This is a genomic window from Aliiruegeria lutimaris (genome assembly GCF_900099935.1).
Classification (GTDB): Bacteria; Pseudomonadota; Alphaproteobacteria; order Rhodobacterales; family Rhodobacteraceae; genus Tropicimonas; species Tropicimonas lutimaris.
In genome coordinates, this window is sequence record NZ_FNEK01000026.1 from 1 (window position 1) to 22,637 (window position 22,637).

The window sequence follows — 22,637 nt, forward strand, 5'->3', positions numbered from 1 at the left end:
GAGGGTGTGTGAAAACTCCAAATGCGGTATGCTTTTCGGCAAAGACCGGAGGCAGGCATGTCGGGGTATATCGAGGGGACGGACCGAAGTCAGGCGACGCTTTTTCCGAACCGTTTGGAAGACTGGATCGACGAGGACAGTCCGGTCCGCGTGATTGACCTCTTCGTGGACGAGATCAATCTTGGGGAACTTGGATTTCTGCGGACGGCGCCGGCGCCAACGGGACGGCCCGGCTATCACCCATCGGTCCTGCTGAAGCTATTCATCTACGGCTATTTGAACCGCGTCCCTTCGAGCCGCGCTCTGGAGCGGGAGGCTCTGCGTAATGTCGAGGTGATGTGGCTGACGGGCCGGCTCGTCCCGGACCACAAGACGATCGCGGATTTTCGGCGCGACAACGGTCCGGCCATCGGCAAGACCTGCGCGCAGTTCGTGGAGTTCTGCCGGCGGATCGGGGTGCTGAAAGGGGATTGCGTTGCCATTGATGGCAGCAAGTTCAAGGCCGTGAACAACCGCGACAAGAACTTCACCAAGGGCAAGATCGCCAGCCGCACCGCTCACCTTGTAGCGAGCATTGAACGCTACCTTGATGAAATGGTCCGGATCGACCGTCAGGAGGAGGGTGAGGTCCGGGCTGAGAAGATTGCCAATCTGGCGCGACGCTGCGAGCGCATCCGTCAGGAGATCGAGCGCTTGGTGGATATCGGCCAGGCGCTCAGGGAGAGCCCGGAAAGCCAGATATCCCTGACCGACCCGGATAGCCGGTCCATGGCCACCAGCGCCAAGGGGAGCGGTTTTGTGGGCTACAATGCGCAGGCCGCGGTGGATTCAGAGACCCATTTGATCGTCACGCATGATGTGATCAATACCGGGCATGACCGCGAGCAGCTCTCGCCGATGGCCAAGGGCGCGAAGACCGCGCTCGGATGCGAGGAGATGAGCGCAGTCGCCGATAAAGGCTACTTCAGCGGCCGTGAAATCTTGACCTGTCACGAGGCTGGCATCACTACGACCCTCCCGCGCCCCGAGACCTCGGGCAACCGTAAGAAGGGCATGTATGTGAAGGCCGACTTTGCCTATGACGCGGATGCGGATGTCTACCGCTGCCCGGCAGGCGAGACGCTGACACGCCGTTACACGACCGAGGAAGGCGGCCTGATGGTGCGGCGCTACCGGGCCAACGTCTGTCAGACCTGCCCAGTCAAGGCGCGCTGCACCACAGGAAAAGAGCGCCGGATCACCCGATGGGAGCATGAGCACCTGGTCGACGAGATGCGCGACCGCATGAGCCGAGACCCGACATTGATGGCGCTACGTCGCTCAACCGTCGAGCACCCATTCGGCACAATCAAAGCCTGGATGGGTGCGACGCACTTCCGGATGCGCAAGCTCAAGAATGTCCGCACCGAGATGGCATTCCATGTCCTCGCCTACAACATCAAGCGGATGATCAACCTGATCGGTGTGCGTGGGCTTCTTGCCGCCATTCCGGCCTGAACCGGGGCACGATCTTCAGATTGCCAGCGTCTAACGCAACGGAGGCCGCTTCTGGCGCCTCCGCAGCCGTTCAGAAATAGCACTTGGACCGGAAATGGAAAAATACGCCGGAAACCATCGGAACTGCATTTGCAGGACGCCTCAAACAGAGTTTCCACACAGCCTCGGCTCGGAGGAGACATCTGAGTATTTCCTTCCGATGTCTCCAAAGTCGGCAAGGCTGACGCTTCAACTTAATACGGGTAGAGGGGGGGGCTTGGATTTTCAGGGCCTTGAACCAGGAATCAATGCGCCCCAGCCTTTGCGTGTATCTGCGATTCAAGGATTGCAGGTCAGCGCCCGAGACCGGCTCTGCGGCCGCTGGCTCCTGTCCTTCGTCTGTCTCGCGATTCAGCCTGCGACAAATCGGGCCGGTTTCTTGTCGGTTCCGAGCGCGAGTGGGGAGCCACTGGGGGCGAACGCCCGGATGGCCCGGAATTGCGAAAAAAAACAAAAATTTAATGGAGTTTCGTGGCGACCCCGACAGGACTTGAACCTGTAACCTATCCCTTAGGAGGGGATTGCTCTATCCAGTTGAGCCACGGGGCCGCGTCGGGCGGAACGGCCGAACCGCCGCCCGAGCCCGTGTCTAATGGCTTCCCATGGCGGACGCAAAGCCCTTTTCGCCGCCCCGCTCGCCCTGAAGCGGCGCGTCTCCACGTCAGGATCGGGCGAAAAACGGCTGGTGAAGGGTACATCGGCGGCGGATTGCCGCCGCGACGAAGAAAAACTGGCCTTTCCTACGTCGCCTCGCGGCTTCGTGTTGGCATTTCCCCTTCAAACAGTATAGGTTTTCGGCAATCAACACCGTCGTCAGAACGGTAGCAACACGAGCAGACAGCATGGATCCCTCGACCCTTTCGATGGCGCAGGAGATAGATTTCTCCCTGTGGGCGCTTTTCGCGCGCGCAACCTTCACCGTAAAAATCGTGATGATGATGCTGATCGGAGCCTCCTTCTGGGCCTGGGCGATCATCATCCAGAAGCACGTCACCTATCGGCTGGCCCGCCGCGAAGTGGAGGGGTTCGACGAGCAATTCTGGTCGGGCGAGCCGCTGGACGAGCTGTTCGACCAGGTGGGTAGCGATCCCAAGGGGGCGTCGCAGCGCATCTTCTCCGCCGGCATGATCGAGTGGCGGCGCTCGCATCGCGAGGATGGCGGGTTGATCGCGGGCGCGCAAGCGCGGATCGACCGTTCCATGGATGTTGCCATCGCCAAGGAGGCCGAGGACCTCAACCGCGGGCTGGGCTTCCTTGCCACGACCGGTTCCACTGCACCATTTGTCGGGCTGTTCGGTACCGTCTGGGGTATCAAGCACGCCTTCGAGGAAATCGCCATGGCGCAGAATACCAACCTGGCCGTGGTTGCTCCCGGTATCTCAGAGGCGCTGGTCGCGACCGCGCTCGGCCTTCTGGCGGCGATTCCGGCGGTGATCTTCTACAACAAGCTCAATTCCGACAGCGACCGGATCATTGGCCGCTACGAGAGCTTTGCGGACGAGTTCGCCACGATTCTCTCGCGCCAACTGGATTCCTGAGCCATGGGCGCGGGAGTCGTCAAACAGGCAGACGAGGGCGGAGGCACGCGCCGGCGGCGCCGGGCGGGACGTCACCCTGCCGCCATGTCCGAAATCAACGTGACGCCCTTTGTCGACGTCATGCTGGTGTTGCTGATCATTTTCATGGTCGCCGCGCCGTTGCTGACGGTCGGCGTGCCGGTCGAGTTGCCCAAGACGGCAGCCGAGGCGCTGCCGACGGAGCAGGAGGAGCCGCTGGTCGTCTCGCTCACGGCGGATGGGCGCGTGACCATCATGACCACCGAGGTGCCTGAAAACGAGCTGGTAACGCGCCTGCGCGGCATCGCGGTCGAGCGGGCCGATGACAAGGTGTTCCTGCGCGCGGATGGCGCGATCCCCTATGAGCGGGTCATGCAGGTTATGGGCGCGCTCAATGCGGGTGGCTTCTCGAATATCGGTCTGGTGACCGATACCGGCGGCCCGACACTCGACGGCAGGGATGGCTAGCTGGCCGCACATGAATACCGGGGTCAAGATCTCCGGCCTGGCTCATATCGGGCTGCTCCTGTGGATGGCGATCGGCGGGCTGTTTTCGTTCGATCGTGACCAGCCGCTGGAAGTGTCCGAGGTCACGCTGATCACGGGTGAGCAATTCGCAGCGATGCTGGCGGCGGGCAGCCAGGCGCCGGCGGTTTCCGCCGCGCCCGAGACGCCCGCGCAGCCCGAACAGGCCGAACAGCTGGAGACGCCGGTTCCCGAGGCCGCGCCGGAACAGGCCACGCCACCGGAAGCTGTTGAGGAGGTGCAGCCGGAAACCGAGCCGCAGGTTGAGGAGGCTTTCGAGACCCCGCGCGCGGAACTGAGCCCCGTCGCCCCGCCCGCCCCGGTCGCTCCCGACACGCCGGAAGGGGCCTCGCCCGTGCTTGCGCCGGAAAACCCGCCGGCCCCCGATGCCGCGCCGCGCGTCGCGCCGCGCCCGGTCGAACGTCCCGAGCCCGATGCCAATGTTGCCGAGCAGGTCCAGCAGGCGGCGCGCCGTGAGCAGGCTCCCGAAGCGCCGCCGGTTCCCGAGGCGCCCGAGGAGACCACCGCTCCGGAGGAAGCCGGCACCGTGATCGAGACCGAGGCGACCGATGAGGCTGGCGGCACCGCGCAGTCCGAGCTTGCGCCGCCGGGAGCGCCGCGCCCGTTGCGCCGCCCCGATCGCCCCACGCCGCCAGCTCCCGCTCCGGCGGCAGAGCCGGAGCCTGCCCGGGACCCGCTGGCCGATGCCATCGCCGGCGCGGTGGCCGAAGCCACCGCCAGCGCGCCCGCCGAGGCCGCGGGGCAGGGCACGGCGCGCACCGGCCCGCCACTTAGTGCGGGGGAAAAGGATGCGCTGCGGCTGGGCGTGCAGCGTTGCTGGAATGTGGGTTCGCTCTCCACGGACGCACTGCGCACGACCATCACGGTCTATTTCGAGATGGACCAGACGGCCCGTCCTGTTTCCGGTACGATCCGGATGCTGGACTCCGAAGGCGGTTCGGCTGCCGCCGCGAACCAGGCTTTCGAGGCCGCTCGCCGCGCGATCATCCGTTGCGGTGTGAGCGGATACGGTCTACCGCCGGAGAAGTACGACCAGTGGCGCGAGGTCGAAGTGGTTTTCAATCCAGACTATATGAGGGTCCGGTAAACATGCGTGGCCTGATCGATATGAATTTCAAACCCGTGAAAATGAGGATTGGATGATGTTCCTGCGTTCCCTTGCAAAAGCCGCCGTCATGGCTGTGGCCGCCCTCCTGCCGCTGGCCCTTCCGGCCGCAGCGCAGGACCGTCTGCGTATCGAGATCACCGAAGGGGTGATTGAGCCGCTGCCCTTTGCCATTCCCACCTTCGAGGCCGAGACGCCGCAGGCGGCACAGCTGGCGAATGACATCACCCGTGTGATCGCTGCCGATCTCGTCGGCACCGGCCTCTTCCGGGAGGTTCCGGCAAGTTCCCATATTGCGCGTATCACCAGTTTCTCTTCCCCCGTCTCCTATCCCGACTGGAAGGCGATCAACGTTCAGGCGCTGATCACCGGTGCCGTATCGGTCGATGGCAGCGGGCGGACCAACGTGAAATTCCGCCTTCACGACGTCTTCGCCGATAACGAGCTGGGCGAGGGGCTGCAACTCGGCGGCGCCTCCAGCGCCGCGCGGCGACTGGCGCACAAAGTGGCCGACCAGGTCTATTCCCGCATCACGGGCGAGGGGGCCTATTTCGACAGCCGCGTGGTCTTCGTCCATGAAGAGGGGCCGAAGAACGCCCGTCAAAAGCGGCTCGGGGTCATGGATTATGACGGCGCGAACGTGCAGTACCTGACCGACAGTTCCTCCATCGTGCTGGCGCCGCGCTTCTCGCCCACGGGTGACCGGGTGCTCTACACCTCCTACTCCTCCGGCGTGCCGGAGATCTACATGATGCAGGTCGGCGCGCTGCGTCCGCAGAAGCTGATCGAAGCGCAGGGCGCCATGACCTTTGCGCCCCGTTTCGGCCCTGATGGCAACACCGTGGTCTATTCGGAGAGCCGGGGCGGCAATACGGACATCTTCGTCACCTCTATCGGTGGCAGTGCGTCCAAGCTGACCAACACGCCCTCCATCGAGACGGCGCCGAGCTATTCGCCCGACGGCTCCCAGATCGTCTTCGAGAGCGACCGTTCGGGAATGCAACAGCTCTACATCATGTCGGCACGTGGTGGTGAGGCGCGGCGAATCTCCTTTGGCGAGGGGCGTTACGGAACGCCCGTCTGGTCGCCGCGCGGTGACCTGATCGCCTTTACCAAGCAACATGGCGGCCGGTTCCATATCGGCGTGATGCGGACGGATGGCTCCGAGGAGCGGCTGCTGACCGCGTCCTTCCTCGACGAGGGGCCGACATGGTCGCCCAATGGCCGGGTCATCATGTTCACCCGGCAGAGCGCGGGCGCCGGTGGCCAGCCGTCGCTCTACTCGGTGGACATTACCGGGCGCAACCTGCGTCGCGTGCCCACGCCTGGCGCGGCGTCGGACCCGGCCTGGTCTCCGTTGTTGCCGTAGAAAGGATCGGGTGCGAGGTTATTCCAGTGCCGCGGTTTGTTCCGTCGGTGGCTCGGTGGGGGCGAGGGTGGCCTGTAACTCTACGGGCGCCTGGCTGCTGGCCCAGAAAACCAGCGCCGCGACCCCTGCGACGAGCACGCCGAGCAGCCCGACCGGCAGCAGCAGCATTTTTCGCAGGGTGGAGCCCGGGCGCAAACTGGCCCGCACGACCCAGCCGACAAGCGCGAATGTGCCGGCCGCGGCCTGCCAGCCGAGGAAAGCGAGGACACGGTTCACACCGGTGGTGAAGCCCATATCCGTTGATGGGGTGATCGCGAAGACCACGAAAGAACCAAAGAACGCAATCGCCCAGAAAACCAGGATCACCGAACCTGTGCGACGAAACCAGATTCTGCTTGTTGCCCTGTTCACTTTCCGACCTCCTGAAACCGTCGAGATATCTTCATGGCTTGCCCGCCCCGGCCGCGTCCCGGCGATGGCGGGCGAGCCTAGGCAAAAAACCACGAAGAAATGGTTACCAAGCCCGCGAGGCGTTTTCATGGCGTTATCGGGGTGATAGAAGGGAGCGGGGCAAATGCCAGCCAAGGAGCACACAAGAATGGCCCATCGTGCAGTCAAGACACTCGTTCTGATCGGGGTAATGGGCCTTGCCGCCTGTTCCAACAACAGCCGCTTCGGAGGTGGCTCCGACTATGGGGCCGGCGCCGGCGGCGGATACGGCGCGGGTGATGCCAGCAATCCCAATTCCCCGGCCTATTTCCAGGCGGCCGTCGGCGACCGTGTCCTGTTCCCGGTGGACCAGTCGACACTGACCGACGTGGCGCGCAGTACGCTAGATGCCCAGGCCGCGTGGATGAACACCAACACTGCCTTTAACGCCCAGATCGAAGGTCATGCCGACGAGCAGGGCACGCGCGAATACAACCTCGCGCTCGGCGCGCGCCGTGCGAATTCGGTGCAGGAATATCTTATCTCGCGCGGTGTCGCCGGAACCCGGCTGAACACCGTTTCCTATGGCAAGGAGCGCCCCTTGGAGATCTGTTCCGAGGAAGCCTGTTATGCCAAGAACCGCCGTGCGGTGACCGTTCTGCAGGCGGCTGCCGGCAGCTGAGGAGCCTGACTTATGCGTCTGACGACCATTGCAACGCTTGCCGCGTTTCTCTTGCCGCTGCCTTTGGCGGCGCAGGACAATTCGCAGACGCTTGCGGATATAAGACAGGAGCTCTCGGTGCTTCACGTCGAATTGCAGCAGCTTACCCGCGAGCTGTCGACTACCGGCGGCGCGCAGACCCTGCAGCAATCGGCCTCGATTCTCGACCGGGTGAACGTGATCGAGAGCGAGTTGCAGCGCCTCACCGCCAAGTCCGAGGAGCTGGAGTTCCGCATCAATTCCATCGTCAAGGATGGCACCAACCGGATTGGAGATATCGAGTTCCGTCTTTGTGAGATCACTCCGTCCTGTGACCTCTCCAAGCTTGGCGAAACGTCCGTTCTTGGCGGTGGGGCGCTGCCGCAGGCGCCGCGCCTGCCACCGGTGGAAAGCACCAACAACACCAGCGCGCCCCAGCTTGCCGTGGGCGAGCGGGCCGATTTCGACCGCGCCAAGGGCGAGTTGGACAATGGTTCCTTCCGGAGCGCCGCCGATCTTTTCGCCGCCTTTACCGAGGCCTATCCGGCCGGTCCCCTGACGGGGCCCGCGCATTTCCACCAGGGCGATGCGCTCAGCCAGCTGGGCGAAACCGCCCCGGCCGCGCGGGCTTACCTGAACGCCTTCTCGGCTGATCCCGATGGCGAGCAGGCACCGATGGCGCTGCTGCGTCTCGGCCAAAGCCTCGGCGATCTGGGCCAGACCAACGAGGCCTGCATCACCCTGGGCGAGGTCGGTACCCGTTTCCCCGGTGGCGAAGCGGCCAGCGAGGCGGAAACATCGCGCATCAACCTGGGGTGCCTGTGACTTGATGGAAATGAAGGGCGCGCTGCCACTTCGGGATATCCTGGCGGGACGAACCGTCCGGCGCATCGGGATCGCGGTCTCGGGCGGTGGCGATTCGATGGCGCTACTGCGCTACATGCACACCATTGCGAAGCCGGAAGGCGTGGGCCTCGCGGCCGTCACGGTCAATCATGGCCTGCGGGACGCGGCGGCGGACGAGGCCGAGTTCGTGGCCAAACAGTCGGCCTCCCTTGGGATCCCGCATGAAACCCTGCGCTGGACGGACCGGGATCCGACCGGAAACCTTCAGGCCGAGGCGCGCACGGCACGCTATCGGCTTCTGGCGGATTGGGCGCAGGACGAAGGTATCGCGGTGGTCATGATCGGGCACACGGCCGATGATCAGGCCGAAACCCTGATGATGAACCTGATGCGCGGATCGGGTGTGGACGGCCTGTGCGGAATGCCGCAGGAGTTCTCCCGCTACGGGATGCGGTTCGTTCGTCCCCTTCTGGGGGTGTCCCGGGCCGGCTTGCGGGAGTATCTCGAAGAGCTCGGACAGGCCTGGGTCGAGGATCCGTCGAACGAGGATATTCGCTATGCGCGTGTCCGAATCCGCCAGATCCTCACCGAGCTTGAGCCGCTAGGGCTTACCCGGCAGCGCCTGCTCGACATGGCCGGCCGCATGCGCGATGCCGAGGAGGTCCTGCAGGATCGCATGGCGACCCTGGCCGAGAAGATCGAGCTTCATTGCGGAGATGTGCTGTTGCCCGAAGCCGTGTTTCGCGCGGCGCCGCGCGACACTAGGCACCGCTTTCTGGCCTCGGCCCTCAGCTCCCTGTCGGGGCAGGAATACCGGCCACGTTTCCAACCGCTCTCCGAACTGGCCGCGGCCGGAGACGGCGTCTTGTATGGCTGCCGGGTCACCACTCGCGGTGGCATGATCCGTATTGCCCGCGAGGCCGCCGCGCTGGAGAATGTGACTGCTGCGCCGGGCGAGATCTGGGATCGACGCTTCCGCCTGACCGGCCCGGCGGAACCCGGTGACGTGGTCCGCGTGATGGGCAAGGCCGCCCTTGGCCGGCTGCCCGAGACCCGCGATAGCAACATTCCCCGCACCAGCCTGATGGCCTCGCCCGCGATCTGGCGCGGCGGAGAGCTGATCGCGGCGCCGCTTGCCGGGATCGGAGAGGGTTGGCAGGCGGTAAGCGTGCAGAAACGAACGGATTTCATTCAGTCCCTGTTATCGCGTTGAACCTCGCGCATGATCCACTATCTTAGAGGGAACCGGTCGGTGCCACCGCGCGCGGCTATTGAGGAGATTCACCCCCGTGGGAAATGCCCGTAATTTTGCTTTCTGGATCGTGCTGTTCCTGCTGATCCTGGCCTTGTTCAACCTGTTCAGCGGCGGCCAGTCCACCATGGCCACACGCACGCTCAGCTATTCCGATTTCATCCAGCAGGTGGAAGACGGAACGGTCTCGTCGGTCACGATCGATGGCGAGCGCCTTCGTATTCGCGGCACCGATGGCAACATGTATTCCTCCGTCCTGCCCGAGGGCACCGATGTGACCGACCGGTTGATCGATGCCGGGGTCGAGGTGACGGCGGAAGCGCAGCAGCAGAACGGGCTTCTGGCCTATCTTGGCACGCTTTTGCCCTTCATCATCCTGATCGGTATCTGGATCTTCCTGATGAACCGCATGCAGGGCGGCGGACGTGGCGGCGCGATGGGCTTCGGCAAGTCCAAGGCGAAACTGCTGACGGAGAAGTCCGGCCGGGTGACCTTTGACGATGTCGCCGGTATCGACGAGGCCAAGGAAGAGCTCGAGGAGATCGTCGAATTCCTCCGCAACCCGCAGAAATTCTCCCGCCTCGGCGGCAAGATCCCGAAAGGCGCGCTGCTTGTCGGCCCGCCGGGCACCGGTAAGACGCTTCTGGCGCGCGCCATCGCTGGCGAGGCGGGCGTACCCTTCTTCACCATTTCCGGTTCCGATTTCGTGGAAATGTTCGTCGGCGTCGGCGCGTCCCGTGTCCGCGACATGTTCGAACAGGCCAAGAAGAACGCCCCCTGCATCGTCTTCATCGATGAGATCGACGCCGTGGGCCGCTCCCGTGGCGTCGGCTATGGCGGCGGCAATGACGAGCGCGAGCAGACGTTGAACCAGCTCCTGGTCGAGATGGACGGCTTCGAGGCCAACGAGGGTATCATTATCGTCGCGGCCACCAACCGCCCCGACGTGCTCGACCCCGCACTTTTGCGCCCCGGCCGTTTCGACCGTCAGGTGCAGGTGCCCAACCCGGACATCAAGGGCCGCGAGAAGATTCTCGGCGTCCACGCCCGCAAGGTGCCGCTTGGGCCCGATGTGGACCTTCGCATCATCGCCCGCGGCACTCCGGGCTTCTCCGGCGCGGACCTCGCCAACCTCGTGAACGAAGCCGCGCTCACGGCTGCCCGCATCGGCCGCCGTTTCGTGACGATGGAAGATTTTGAGAACGCCAAGGACAAGGTCATGATGGGTGCGGAACGCCGCTCCATGGTCATGACCGAGGATGAGAAAAAGCTGACCGCCTATCACGAGGCCGGTCACGCCGTCGTCGGCCTCAACGTCCCGCAGCATGACCCGATCCACAAGGCGACGATCATCCCGCGTGGCCGCGCGCTTGGCCTCGTTCTGTCGCTGCCCGAGCGCGACCAGCTCTCGGTGACTTTCACCAAGTACAAGTCCAAGATCGCCATGGCGATGGGCGGCAAGGTGGCCGAGGAACTGATCTTCGGCAAGGAAAACGTCACCTCTGGCGCGGCCTCCGACATCCAGCAGGTGTCCAAGATCGCCCGCGCGATGGTCACGCAGTTTGGCATGTCCGACGAGCTCGGCAATATCGACTATGCCAATGAGCAGCAGAGCTACCTCGGCAATTACCAGGCCGCGGCCAATGCCTCGCCCGACACGCAGGAGCGCATTGACGAGGAGGTCCGCCGGCTGGTCGATGAGGGCTACGAGACCGCCAAGCGCATCCTGACCGAAAAGGCACAGGATCTCGAAAACCTCGCGCAAGGCCTGCTCGAGTACGAAACGCTGACAGGCCCCGAGATTGGCAAGGTCATCGCCGGCGAGCCGCTGAACCGTGGCGATGACGACGATACCTCCACCGGCAGCGGCAACGCGCCCTCGCTGACGGCGATCCCGAAGACCAAGCCCAAGCCGTCCAAGCCGGAAGCCGACCCGGATATGGAACCCGATCCGACGGCTTGATCCAGGTCCGATGACATTCGACGCCCGGCAGGCTCCCGCAGCCCGCCGGGCGTTTTGTTTTCGCGTCGCGCGTTTCCAACGCCAGACCTCTCCGCCCTCCTTCCTCTTTCCTGAAAATTTCCCCGCCGGAGGCACAATCCGTAGGATTGTTCCTGCTCCCGCTGTCACCGGCATCGCCCCAATCTTCCGCGAAGACAGGCCTTTTTCCCGACCCGATGCGGGGATAGGCTCCCGATCACAGATGGAAGGAACGGCCGCATGACCAAGGATTGGAACCCGGAGAGCTATCTCGCCTTCAACGACCTGCGCCTGCGGCCCGCCTTGGACCTGCTTTCCGCCATTCCCTCCCTGCCAAATGGCGACATCATCGACCTCGGCTGCGGGGCCGGTACGGTTGGCCCTGCGCTGGCCAGCCGCTTCCAGGGCCACCGCCTCGTGGGAGTCGACCTGTCGGACGCGATGCTCGAAAAGGCCCGCCGCGTTCCGGCCTATGACCGGCTGGAACGCGCGGATATCGGCGGTTGGACACCCGATCGGCGCCCCGCCCTGATCTACTCCAACGCAGCCCTTCAATGGGTTTCAGAGCATGGCTACCTTCTGCCACGCCTCTTCGACGCGCTCGCGCCCGGCGGCGTGCTCGCCGTCCAGATGCCCCGCCAGCACCACGCCCCGGCGCAGCAGGCGCTGCGTGCCCTCGCGCAGGAGCTCTTCCCGGACCGTTTCGATTTTTCCAGCTGGCAGGCGCCGGTCGCCAACCCGGAGGAATACGCGCTGCTGCTGAGCCCGCTCGGCACTCTGTCGCTCTGGGAGACGACCTATTTCCAGCGACTGGACCCGTCCTCCGTCGGCCACCCGGTGCGGCTCTTCTCGCAATCCACCGCGGCGCGTCCCATCCTCGAGAAGCTGTCGGAGACCGAAGCGGCGCAATACCTGCATGTGGTGGACGCGCGTTTGGCCGATCTCTACCCGAGGGCGCCTGACGGTTCCGTCCTGTACCCGTTCCGGCGGTTGTTCCTGACCCTTCTGCGCCAAGGTCCCGAATCGTAGACCGGTTGAGGACCTTTTTTGCAGTGCAATCGGACGGGCACGCTCCTATAGCTGCGTCTCCGATCGGAAAACCTCGCCCGCCGAACGACGCTCGCGACGGTGGAAATGTCGCAATCCCCCGCTCGGAGCAGGTCACGCAAGGCTAAGAGCGTTCTAGGGACCCGCATGCAAATTCTGGGAGGACACAGCGTGAGCTTCAAATCCGATATCGAGATCGCCCGGGAGGCAAGGAAGAAACCGATCCAGGAGATCGGCGCAAAGCTCGGCATCCCGTCCGAAAGCCTGCTGCCCTACGGCCATGACAAGGCCAAGGTCGGCCAGGACTTCATCGAATCGCTGAAGGACCGTGAAGACGGCAAGCTCATCCTCGTGACCGCCATCAACCCGACCCCGGCCGGCGAGGGCAAGACGACCACCACCGTGGGGCTCGGCGACGGCCTGAACCGCATCGGCAAGAAAGCCGCGATCTGCATCCGCGAAGCCTCGCTCGGACCCTGTTTCGGCATGAAGGGCGGGGCTGCCGGCGGCGGCTACGCACAGGTCGTGCCGATGGAGGAGATGAACCTCCATTTCACCGGCGATTTCCACGCCGTCACCTCGGCGCATAACCTGCTCTCGGCGCTGATCGACAACCACATCTACTGGGGCAACGAGCTTGGCATCGACGAACGCCGCGTTACCTGGCGCCGGGTGGTTGACATGAACGACCGCGCGCTGCGCGACATGGTGACCTCGCTCGGCGGCGTGGCCAATGGCTTCCCCCGTCAGACCGGTTTCGACATTACCGTTGCCTCCGAGGTCATGGCCTGCCTGTGCCTCGCCAACGATCTGGCGGATCTGCAAAAACGCCTCGGCGACATCATCGTTGCCTATACCCGCACGCGGGAGCCAATCTATGCCCGCGACCTTAAGGCGGACGGCGCAATGACGGTGCTGCTCAAGGACGCGATGCAGCCCAACCTCGTTCAGACGCTGGAGAACAACCCGGCCTTCGTCCATGGCGGCCCCTTCGCCAATATCGCCCATGGCTGCAACTCGGTCATCGCCACGAAAACGGCGCTGAAGCTGGCCGATTACGTGGTGACCGAGGCCGGATTCGGCGCTGATCTCGGTGCCGAGAAATTCATGAACATCAAATGCCGCAAGGCCGGGATCGCACCCGACGTCGTGGTGATCGTCGCCACAATCCGCGCGCTCAAGATGAATGGCGGCGTTGCCAAGAAGGATCTCGGATCGGAAGACGTGGCGGCTGTTCGCAGCGGCTGCCCGAATCTCGGCCGCCATATCGCCAATGTGAAGAGTTTCGGCGTGCCCGTCGTGGTCGCGATCAACCATTTCGTCTCGGATACCGCGGCCGAGGTGGCCGCCGTGGAGGCCTTTGTCGAGGTGCAGGGCGCGGAGGCGATCCTCTGTCGCCACTGGGAGCTTGGCTCCGAGGGCACCGAGAAACTGGCCACCCGCGTGGCGCAGATCGCAGATTCCGGCCTGTCGCAATTCGCGCCTCTTTATTATGACGAGATGCCGCTTTTCGAGAAGATCGAGACCATCGCCAAGCGGATCTATCACGCCAACGAAGTGCTGGCCGACAAGAAGATCCGCGACCAGCTGCGCCAGTGGGAAGAGCAGGGCTACGGACACTTGCCGGTTTGTATGGCCAAGACGCAATACAGCTTCTCGACCGACCCGAACCTGCGCGGCGCGCCGACCGGGCATGGCGTTCCGATCCGCGAAGTCCGCCTCTCGGCCGGCGCCGGTTTCATCGTGGTGATCTGCGGCGAGATCATGACCATGCCGGGCCTGCCCCGAACACCGGCCGCCGAAGCGATCATGCTGAACGAGGCCGGCGAGGTCGAAGGGCTCTTCTGAGGCCGGACAGCGCCGCCCCATGCCCGGTGCCGGCCATGGGGTTCGGGTATCCGCGACGCGGGCGCATCGGGAGACAGCAAACCAATATGATCCGATCTGGCCCATGCCGGAGGAATTGGATATCCGCTCTGTTGTCCCTGACCGAGGGCGACCGACAGAAGGAACGAAACCGATGACGGCTCAGATTATTGACGGCAAGGCCTTTGCCGCCAGCGTGCGCGAGAAAGTGGCCGGCCACGTAGCCCGCCTGGTGGAAGAACATGGGCTCACCCCTGGCCTGGCCGTGGTGCTGGTGGGCGAGGATCCCGCCAGCCAGGTCTACGTGCGCAACAAGGGCAAGCAGACCAGGGAAGTCGGAATGCTCTCGGTCGAGCACCGGCTGCCCGACACGACCTCCGAGGGAGATCTGCTGGAGCTCATCGAGGCGTTGAACAACGATCCGATGATCCACGGCATCCTCGTGCAACTGCCGCTGCCGGAACACATGAATTCGGACCTCGTGATCAACGCGATCGACCCGGCCAAGGACGTTGATGGTTTCCACATCTCCAATGTCGGCCTGCTGGGCACTGGTCAGAAGAGCATGGTCCCCTGCACGCCGCTCGGCTGCCTGATGATGCTGCGCGAGCATCACGGCTCGCTGTCCGGGCTGAACGCCGTCGTCGTCGGTCGCTCCAACATCGTTGGCAAGCCTATGGCGCAGCTCCTGCTGGGCGATAGCTGTACGGTCACCATCGCACATTCGCGTACCAGGGATCTCGCCGGGGTTTGCCGTGGTGCCGATATCCTCGTGGCCGCCGTTGGCCGCCCCAAGATGATCCCGGGCGGCTGGGTCAAGACGGGCGCGACGGTGATCGACGTGGGCATCAACCGCATCCCGAAGGAAGACGGCAAGAGCCGCCTCGTCGGCGATGTGGATTTTGACAGTGCCGTGAAAGTCGCCGGCGCCATCACCCCGGTGCCCGGTGGCGTCGGCCCGATGACCATTGCCTGTCTTCTGGCCAACACGGTTACGGCGTGCTGCCGCGCGAACGGCTTGCCGGAGCCGGAAGGTCTCACTGCCTGATTGCCATGCAATGGTGTCTTGCTTTCCGCGAAACGGGCTGCGGCCAGCATGAGATGAGAACGAAGATTGGGGGCGCTGCCCCCAAACCCCCGGGATATTTTCTGTCAGAAGAAGGAGATGGAGCAATCCTTGCAACTTCGTCTTTCTGGAAATATCCCCGCCGGAGGCACGATCCAAAGGATCGTTCCCGCCTTCGACGGGACGGCAGAACTGGAGCCGGTTCAGACGAAAGCGCTGTCGGAAGATCACTCTTCAAACCGGAATCATTGTCCCCTGCAACAGGGCGACCAGCTTGCGGGTGCCGGCTTCTTCCGCAAAGACTTCCGCGCTGACCACGACCAGCCTGCGCCCGGGTTTGACCACCTTTCCGATAGCAATCAGGCGGCTGCCCTTGGCCGGGGCAAGAAGGTTGATCTTGACTTCGACCGACATGACCTCGGCGCCTTCCGGCATCATGGAGAGAGCGGCATAGCCCGCCGCGCTGTCGCCCAACGAAAAGGTCAACCCGGCATGAGCGAAGCCATGCTGCTGGCGTGATCCAGGCAGGATGGGCGCCGTGATCTCCACCCGGCCCGGGGCGATCTCGCCGAGTTCCGCGCCGAAGGTGCGCATCAGCGACTGCGCGGCAAAGCTTGTTCGAATTCGGTCGATCTCCGAAGACGATAGGATTTTCTTTTCCATCTCGGTGACATCTCCCTCGTGTCCCACGGCCCCGTCAAGCCGCGATCATCGGCAAGACGGCCTGCGTCGCCCCGGTCAGGATTGCCCGCGCGTTGCTCTGCATCAAGCCCGCAATCTCGGGTGCGGAGAGGTCCATTCCGCCGGTATAGGCGCCGAATGCCGGCAGGATCATGCGCCGCCGATCCACCAGGAAGCAGGGGCGCCGAACCCCGCCCACACGGGCCTTGGGGTGGAAATGGCCGGAAATCTCGCCGGTCGGGCCGTCCGCCTGCGCAATATGGCGAAAGCTCAGAGGACCGAGGACAAACTCCCCAAGATGCCGTCCCGAAAGCGACAGCGGCGCCGGGTCGTGGTTGCCGGCGATCCAGATCCAGTCGCGACCGGCCATCAGCCGCGCGAGCCAGAGACAGTGCGCCTCGGACAGGCTTTCGGCGGCGGGCCCATCGTCGAAACTGTCGCCGAGACAGATGACGACTTCCGGTGAAAGCGCCTCGATCTCGGTATCGAGGCGCCCCAGCGTCTCCGCGCACTCATAGGGGGGCAGCAGCCCGCCGCCGCGCCGCGCCATTCGCTCTGCCTTGCCGAGGTGGAGATCCGCGACGCAGAGGAGCCGCGCCTCGGGCCACCAGAGCGCACCGGACGGGCGTGGTTCGAGTGAGGCACCACAGAAAGAAATCGTCAGCTTGTTCATGGTGTGTTCTTCGCCTGCGCCGGGCGATATTGCAAGCCGGAGTTTCAAGCCAGCGATCCGGGATCCGCCGCCCCGATCCCGGCCGCTTCCATCAACCGTGCCGCTTCCTCTGCCACGAGTCGCTCGCGACCGGCACCGACGACCGGTACTTTGCCGACCTCCAGCAGCAATGGCGCCGCAAAAGGCGTAACCCGCTCCAGCCGAATATGGTCGATCCGGCCCTCCACCCGGTCGATCATCTCCTCGATCCGCCCGAAATCGACCAGCCCGCGCAAGGCCTCTTCGCGGGTGATCTGCATCAAAAGGTGGTCGGGCTCGTATTTCAGCAGCGTGTCATAGAGTATGTCGGACGAGAACGTCGCCTGCCGTCCGCTCTTGCGCGCCGAGGGCATGTTGCGCTCGATCAGCCCGGCGATGGTGGCCGAGGCCCGGAATGTCCGCTTCATCACGGCGTTCCCGGCCAACCACGTTTCCAGGCCTTCTTGCAAAGTTTCGCGTGCAAAGAGCGGTGCGGCGTCGCGTAGCGGCTCCAGCCCCCAAATCAGGGTGGCGTAATCGGTCGAGACGAAGCCGAGCGGGTGCAGACCGGCATCCTCCATGCGCCGGGTCAGCAGCAGGCCGAGCGTCTGCTGTGCATTCTTGCCGGCAAATCCGTACACGCAGACATGTTCGCGCCCATCATGCGGAAAGCTCTCCACCAGCAGCCGGTTGCGTTGCGGCAGGTGGGACAGTTCGCTCTGAAGGCGCAGCCAGTCACGCGTATGGGCGGGCAGGTCCGGCCAGTCCGGCTGCTGTAGCATGGCAAGGATCCGATCCATCAGCCGTGTGGTCGAGGCGAACTTGGTGCCGGCAAAGACGGCCACTTTCGGCTTCTGCGCTGCGTGGCGTGTCACCTCGACCGTCATTTCCCGAAGCCCCTCGTAGCGGACGATCTGGCCGCCGATCAGGAATGTGTCGCCCTGCGTGAGTGAGGCCGCGAAGGCCTCCTCCACCTCGCCCAAGGGCTTGCCACCGCCACGGTTCCTTAGGCGGACCTTCAGGGTGTCCGTGTCCTGGATCGTGCCGATATTCATCCTTATGCGCTGCGCCGCACGCGGGTCGCGAAGTTGCCAGAGCCCGTCCGGGCGTTGCTTCAGGCGCTGCCAGCGATCATAGGCACGCAGGGCGTAGCCACCGGTGGCGCAGAAGTCGAGGCATGCGTCGAAAGCGTCCCGCGAGAGGCCCGCATAGGCGCCCGAGGTGGTCATTTCGGCGAAAAGGTCATCGGACCAGAACGGCCCCACGCAAGCGGCGATCAGGATATGCTGGCAGAGCACGTCGCGCGGACCAGCCCCCCGCGGAGCGCCGTCCAGATCGTGTTCCCGGACCGCTTCCAGCGCGGCCTGACATTCAATGATCTCGAAGCGGTTGGCGGGCACCAGGAGCGCCTTGGAGGGCGCGTTGTAGCGGTGATTGGCCCGCCCAATCCGCTGAACCAGCCGTTTGACGTTCTTGGGGGCGCCGACCTGGATTACGAGGTCCACGTCGCCCCAGTCGATCCCAAGATCGAGCGAACCGGTGCAGACAATGGCGCGCAGCCGTCCTTCGACCATAGCCGCCTCGACCTTTTCCCGTTGCTCGCGTGAAAGCGAGCCGTGGTGAATGCCGATGGGCAACCCCTCCTCGTTGGCAAGCCACAGGTGATGAAAGAAGATCTCCGCCTGTGCGCGGGTGTTGTGGAATATGAGGGTGGTGCGGTGCTGTCGGACCTGTTCGAGGACGGCTGGAATCGCATAGCGCCCGCCGCCGCCGGCCCATGGCGGCGGCGTCTCAGTCTCTAGCATGGCAATATCGGGGGCAGGACCCGGATCGGCCTGAAGGATCTCCACCGGGTCCGGATGCCGCGCCATCAGCGCGCCAATCGCCTGCGGATCATCCACCGTGGCCGACAGGCCCACGCGGCGCAGTCGCGGTGCAAGAGTGGAAAGCCGCGCCAGCGACAGCATCAGTTGATCCCCGCGTTTCGATTCCGCCAGTGCGTGGATCTCGTCGATGATCACCCGGCTCAAGCCGGCGAACATGCGTGGTGCGTCTTCGTAAGAGGTGAGCAATGCAAGCGATTCCGGCGTGGTCAGCAGGATATGCGGCGGGTCGGCGCGCTGGCACTTCTTGCGCGTGGCCGAAGTGTCTCCGGTGCGGTCCTCGACACGTATGGGCAGGCCCATTTCTCCGATTGGCGTGGAGAGGTTGCGCTTGATATCCGCCGCGAGCGCCTTGAGGGGCGAGATGTAAAGCGTGTGCAGCCCTTCGTGTTCGCCGTTGGAGAGTTCTGCCAGGCTGGGTAGGAAGCCTGCAAGCGTCTTGCCGCCGCCGGTTGGTGCGACGAGCAGAAGCGCGGGCGCCGCGGCATGCTCCAGCATGGCCTGTTGATGCGGATGAATCTGCCAACCGCGGCTGGAGAACCACTCGTGAAAGATGGGAGGAAGCGGCGTGGACATGAGGACAACCTAGCTTCAGACGGTGTCGGCTTCCACGGCCTCTCGGTAACAAAAGGTAGCGGCGCCCCTGAGCAGCCTCAATTGTCGGGCGGCGTCGGCGGCGAAACTTCGTGAACCACGACTTGCATCGGGAGGATTTCCAACCTGAGCGACACCGGCTCGCCGAGTTCCTCGGAAATCAGCTGGCGGAAGGTCTCCGCCGAGGTTTCGACCCTGTCCAGGTTCTCGCGCAGGCCGAGCATGACGATGGAGACGTTGAGCGCGCCATCCATCCGCTCGCCCCGGACCTGGAGAATGAACGCGTCTTCGCTGACGATTTCGGTATTCTGCCGAATGGCCTCGACGAAGAGCCGTTTGACGGCGTCTTCGACGAAGATGATCTCGAGCCGTCGATCAAGCTTGTCGACCACGAAGATGGACAGGAGCATGAGCGCGGCCGCGACGACAAAAGGCTTGCGCCAGTTTCCATAACCCTGGAGGCCGAAAACCAGAATCGCGGCTGCAACGATGCCGAGAAAGTTGGTGACGAAGAGCAGGAACGCGCCCGCGGCCATCGAGCTGCCGCTGCCCTGGTGGTGGAAGTCGGACAGGGCGATCGCCTGCTGGGAAACGGCGCTGTCGCCGAGAGCGAGGCCGATGCCGACGACCGTGAGCGGCGGGACAAGCGCGACGGCGATTGCCACGCCGGCGATGGAGTTGGCGATTCCGATTCTCGAATGGGCAAAGGCGGCGGCAGCTCCCGAACACAAGGCGACCATGAGATCGAGGGTCGAGGGCGCTGTCCGTGCGACAATTTCCGAACCTACGACCCGAAGGCCAACCGCGGTGGTGCAGAGATATCCGATGCTGATAACGAGGACGATACCGGTCAGGATGGAGATCAGAGCTCGGAGCGCGAGCTTGTTCGAGCCCATTATGGCCGCGAAGGAGAAGCCGATAATGGGCGACATCAAGGGGGCTACGATCATCGCTCCGATGATCGCCGGTGCGCTATTGCTGAGCAGCCCGAAAGAGGCGATGGCTGTTGCCATGCCCAGCATGAAATAGAAATTCAGGCTCGGGACAGAGGATTCCTCGATCTGGTCGAAGAGCAGGGCGCTGTCCTTGGAGGAAGCCTTTGTCGTTGCGCTGGAAAGCCCAGACGGCTCCTTTCCGACTGGCGTATTCGTTTCGTTGGTCTGCATCTGAAAACTCTCTGTCTGCCGCGCGCCAGATCCTCGCGCGATATGCTGTTGGCAGAGACTAGATACAACTGCGAACACGAAAGCAATTCCGATACTTCACCCTTGGGAGGGAGCTTGACCTAACGGCATTCGGATTGATACGGCGTCAAAATAAACGGGGCGCCCATTTCGGGCGATTTCAGCTTTGATGGCGCGGCTGCAACGCCCGGATCGCCTTGCGGATCTCCTCGGGCAAACGCGTGTCGGCGGAAGGCGGGGCAGCATCGAGTGCGGCGGACACGTCCTTGACGAGGATCCCGATCGAATTGTCCTCGGCCCATCCATCGCGGGCGAATTCGATCGTGTCCATTCCGCTGGCGAGCCAGTTCTGGCCGGAGGAGGTCTCGATCAGGGCCAGCAGGCGGCGTTCGTCGAGGCCAGTGGCGTCGGCCCAGTCGAGCACCAGGCGGGTCATCGCCGTGTGGGAGGCGGCGAGCAGGTTGTTGAGCACCTTGGCCTGCGCTCCGCTGCCGAAGGGCCCCATACGGTAGAAATGGGCACCCATCGCATCAAAAAGCGGCTGAAGGCGGTCAAGCTCGGCGCTCTCGCCGCCAAGCATGAAGCTCAACCGCCGTTCCTGCGCGGCGATGCGGGCGCCGGACATGGGCGCGTCCACGAGCCTGACAGAGGCATGCATCCGCTCTGCGAGGGCGCGTACGTAGCGTGGCGAAAGGGTGGAGGAAATGACCAGGGTTTCGAGGTTCCGGGCGCGTTCGGCCAGACCGCCGTGGCCGAAGAGAACGTCATCGGTCTGGGCTTCGTCGCGCACGACAGTGACAAGGATGCGAAGCTCGTCTGCAACGCGCGTCGGATCGTCGGTAACCGGAACGTCATCGACGACGTTTTCGGGCGCGATGTCATAGCCTTGCGCGTCAAATCCGGCGGCGCGGAGGGCGGCCAGCATCGGGCCGCCCTTGCGACCGCAGCCGGCAACGGCCACGGGGCCAAGTTGCGTCAATGTTCGATATGCTCCTCTTTGACGAACATGTTCTCCCATGCGCGGTCGATCAGGTCCGGGGTCATCTGGTTCGGGATGCCCTCAAAACGACAGATCGAGATCATTTGGTCAATGAGGAATATCGGTTGGTAGTTGGCATAGACATTGTCGATCGTCGGATACTTGTTCCGTAGCAGGTGGATCATCGTGTCCTGGTCCAGCGGCATCTGCCGCTTCTTGGCGACCATGGCGAAGATCTTCAGGAAGTCTTCCTGGCACGGCCCGTCGATCTTGATCTTGAAGAAGATCCGGCGCAGCGCCGCCTTGTCGAAGATCTCGTTGGGGTGGAAGTTGGTCGAGAAGATCACCAGCGTGTCGAAAGGCACCTCGAATTTCTCGCCCGATTGCAGGGCGAGGATGTCCTTGCCCTCTTCCAGCGGCAGAATCCAGCGGTTGATCAGGGCCTGGGGCGGATCGGCCTGGCGGCCGAGGTCATCGACGATGAAGATGCCGCCGGTGGATTTAAGCTGCATCGAAGCCTGGTAGGTCCGCGCGGTCGGGTTGTAGACGAGATCAAGCATGGATAGCGAAAGCTCACCGCCGGTAATGACGGTGGGGCGTTCGCAGCGCACATAGCGCGTGTCGAAGCGATTGCTCGAGCGACGGAGTGCGTTGGGGTCATCCAACTGCTCCTCGGCGGCGGAATGCACGATCGGGTCGTAGACAGTGATCACCTGGCCGGCATATTCGACGGCGCGGGGGATGTAGATCTTGTCGCCCATCGCGTCGCGGATCCCATTGGAGATCGAGGATTTACCATTGCCCGGCGGGCCATACATCAGGATCGAACGACCGGCGGAGACCGCGGGTCCAAGCTGGCTGAGGAGGTTTTCGGGCAGCACGAGATGTCCCATCGCGCCGGTCAGCTGGTCGCGGGTAATCTGGACGTTGCGGATCGACTGGCGTTTGACCTGTTCGCCATAGACCTCCATCGGTACCGGCATGGCGCCGAAATACTCCGATTGCGACAGCGCGTCGAGCGCACGCGCCTTGCCGGCATCGGTCAGTTGGTACCCCATCTCGCCGGAGGAGTTGGCGTGCAGCGTACCGGTCGCCTCGACCAGCTTCTGAACACGGGCCATGTCGACCAGCTCCTGCGTCACCGGGATCGGCAGGCAGATGGCGCGGGAAAGCTCCGTGACCAGTTCGATATTCTTGCGGAAAATGGTCTTGAGCAGGATGTCCCGCATCATCACCAGGGGAAGCTGCATTTCATCCAGACGTTTCGGCGCGGGGGGCGCCATCACGTTTCCGACTTCCATGTTCATTGCGTCACCTGCTTGCCTG

Annotated in this window: 19 protein-coding genes and 1 tRNA gene; 12 read left to right on the top strand and 8 right to left on the bottom strand. The window is 63.8% G+C overall.

What is annotated here, in order from left to right:
* Positions 1-57: 57 nt before the first annotated feature.
* Positions 58-1,497, top strand: coding sequence for an IS1182 family transposase (locus BLR85_RS13470; RefSeq protein ID WP_093151616.1), 1,440 nt, complete (start codon positions 58-60; stop codon positions 1,495-1,497).
* Between the two features lie 511 nt (positions 1,498-2,008).
* Here the strand turns inward: BLR85_RS13470 and BLR85_RS13475 are convergent.
* A tRNA-Arg gene (locus tag BLR85_RS13475) sits at positions 2,009-2,085 on the bottom strand.
* A 293-nt stretch (positions 2,086-2,378) separates the two neighbouring features.
* Here BLR85_RS13475 and tolQ point away from each other — a divergent pair.
* The 4 genes from tolQ to tolB are packed head-to-tail and all read left to right on the top strand — an operon-like array spanning position 2,379 to position 6,112.
* A complete protein-coding gene (tolQ, locus tag BLR85_RS13480; protein WP_093156773.1) occupies positions 2,379-3,074 on the top strand; it encodes a protein TolQ in 696 nt (231 codons plus the stop codon).
* 3 nt (positions 3,075-3,077) lie between these two features.
* Positions 3,078-3,560 (top strand): protein TolR, encoded by a 483-nt coding sequence (tolR, locus tag BLR85_RS13485; RefSeq protein WP_093156776.1) that lies wholly within the window; start codon positions 3,078-3,080, stop codon positions 3,558-3,560.
* Entirely contained in the window at positions 3,553-4,725 is a 1,173-nt protein-coding gene (locus BLR85_RS13490) for a hypothetical protein (protein WP_244520724.1), read from the top strand. Before tolR ends, BLR85_RS13490 begins: the two co-directional genes overlap by 8 nt.
* A 52-nt stretch (positions 4,726-4,777) precedes the next feature.
* A complete protein-coding gene (gene tolB, locus BLR85_RS13495; protein WP_093156781.1) occupies positions 4,778-6,112 on the top strand; it encodes a Tol-Pal system beta propeller repeat protein TolB in 1,335 nt (444 codons plus the stop codon).
* An 18-nt stretch (positions 6,113-6,130) separates the two neighbouring features.
* Here the strand turns inward: tolB and BLR85_RS13500 are convergent, their stop codons facing one another.
* Positions 6,131-6,523 (bottom strand): hypothetical protein, encoded by a 393-nt coding sequence (locus tag BLR85_RS13500; RefSeq protein ID WP_139188390.1) that lies wholly within the window; start codon positions 6,521-6,523, stop codon positions 6,131-6,133.
* Between the two features lie 187 nt (positions 6,524-6,710).
* Between BLR85_RS13500 and pal the strand changes: the two genes are divergently transcribed.
* From pal to folD, 7 genes are all read left to right on the top strand, one after another.
* A complete protein-coding gene (gene pal / locus BLR85_RS13505) occupies positions 6,711-7,223 on the top strand; it encodes a peptidoglycan-associated lipoprotein Pal (RefSeq protein WP_093156786.1) in 513 nt (170 codons plus the stop codon).
* Positions 7,224-7,235: 12 nt separating this feature from the next.
* The gene (gene ybgF / locus BLR85_RS13510) at positions 7,236-8,066 is read left to right on the top strand and encodes a tol-pal system protein YbgF (protein WP_093156789.1); all 831 of its coding nucleotides are present in this window, start codon (positions 7,236-7,238) and stop codon (positions 8,064-8,066) included.
* A 4-nt stretch (positions 8,067-8,070) separates the two neighbouring features.
* Complete coding sequence (gene tilS / locus BLR85_RS13515; RefSeq protein ID WP_093156792.1) at positions 8,071-9,300, top strand: tRNA lysidine(34) synthetase TilS; 1,230 nt, start codon at positions 8,071-8,073, stop codon at positions 9,298-9,300.
* Positions 9,301-9,376: 76 nt separating this feature from the next.
* Positions 9,377-11,302, top strand: coding sequence for an ATP-dependent zinc metalloprotease FtsH (ftsH, locus tag BLR85_RS13520; RefSeq protein ID WP_093156795.1), 1,926 nt, complete (start codon positions 9,377-9,379; stop codon positions 11,300-11,302).
* A gap of 258 nt (positions 11,303-11,560) precedes the next feature.
* Positions 11,561-12,349 carry a methyltransferase domain-containing protein gene (locus BLR85_RS13525; protein ID WP_093156798.1) on the top strand — a complete coding sequence of 263 codons (789 nt, stop codon included), beginning with the start codon at positions 11,561-11,563 and terminating at the stop codon, positions 12,347-12,349.
* 189 nt (positions 12,350-12,538) lie between these two features.
* The gene (locus BLR85_RS13530; protein WP_093156800.1) at positions 12,539-14,215 is read left to right on the top strand and encodes a formate--tetrahydrofolate ligase; all 1,677 of its coding nucleotides are present in this window, start codon (positions 12,539-12,541) and stop codon (positions 14,213-14,215) included.
* A gap of 172 nt (positions 14,216-14,387) precedes the next feature.
* Positions 14,388-15,281: a bifunctional methylenetetrahydrofolate dehydrogenase/methenyltetrahydrofolate cyclohydrolase FolD gene (gene folD / locus BLR85_RS13535; RefSeq protein ID WP_093156803.1), complete on the top strand. Its 894-nt coding sequence runs from the start codon at positions 14,388-14,390 to the stop codon at positions 15,279-15,281.
* Positions 15,282-15,533: 252 nt separating this feature from the next.
* On the opposite strand, the gene BLR85_RS13540 is transcribed toward folD, so the two are convergent.
* The 6 genes from BLR85_RS13540 to BLR85_RS13565 all read right to left on the bottom strand — a co-directional run bounded on the left by BLR85_RS13540 (position 15,534) and on the right by BLR85_RS13565 (position 22,618).
* The gene (locus tag BLR85_RS13540; protein ID WP_093156806.1) at positions 15,534-15,962 is read right to left on the bottom strand and encodes a PaaI family thioesterase; all 429 of its coding nucleotides are present in this window, start codon (positions 15,960-15,962) and stop codon (positions 15,534-15,536) included.
* Between the two features lie 34 nt (positions 15,963-15,996).
* On the bottom strand, positions 15,997-16,653 hold the full coding sequence (gene pdeM / locus BLR85_RS13545; protein ID WP_093156809.1) for a ligase-associated DNA damage response endonuclease PdeM: 657 nt from the start codon (positions 16,651-16,653) through the stop codon (positions 15,997-15,999).
* Between the two features lie 44 nt (positions 16,654-16,697).
* Positions 16,698-19,130, bottom strand: a complete 2,433-nt coding sequence (locus BLR85_RS13550; RefSeq protein WP_093156812.1) for a ligase-associated DNA damage response DEXH box helicase — start codon at positions 19,128-19,130, stop codon at positions 16,698-16,700.
* 77 nt (positions 19,131-19,207) lie between these two features.
* The gene (locus tag BLR85_RS13555; RefSeq protein ID WP_093156815.1) at positions 19,208-20,314 is read right to left on the bottom strand and encodes a DUF389 domain-containing protein; all 1,107 of its coding nucleotides are present in this window, start codon (positions 20,312-20,314) and stop codon (positions 19,208-19,210) included.
* Between the two features lie 178 nt (positions 20,315-20,492).
* Complete coding sequence (locus BLR85_RS13560; RefSeq protein WP_244520725.1) at positions 20,493-21,311, bottom strand: NAD(P)-dependent oxidoreductase; 819 nt, start codon at positions 21,309-21,311, stop codon at positions 20,493-20,495.
* Complete coding sequence (locus BLR85_RS13565) at positions 21,308-22,618, bottom strand: ATPase (protein WP_093156821.1); 1,311 nt, start codon at positions 22,616-22,618, stop codon at positions 21,308-21,310. Before BLR85_RS13565 ends, BLR85_RS13560 begins: the two co-directional genes overlap by 4 nt.
* Positions 22,619-22,637 lie beyond the last annotated feature (19 nt).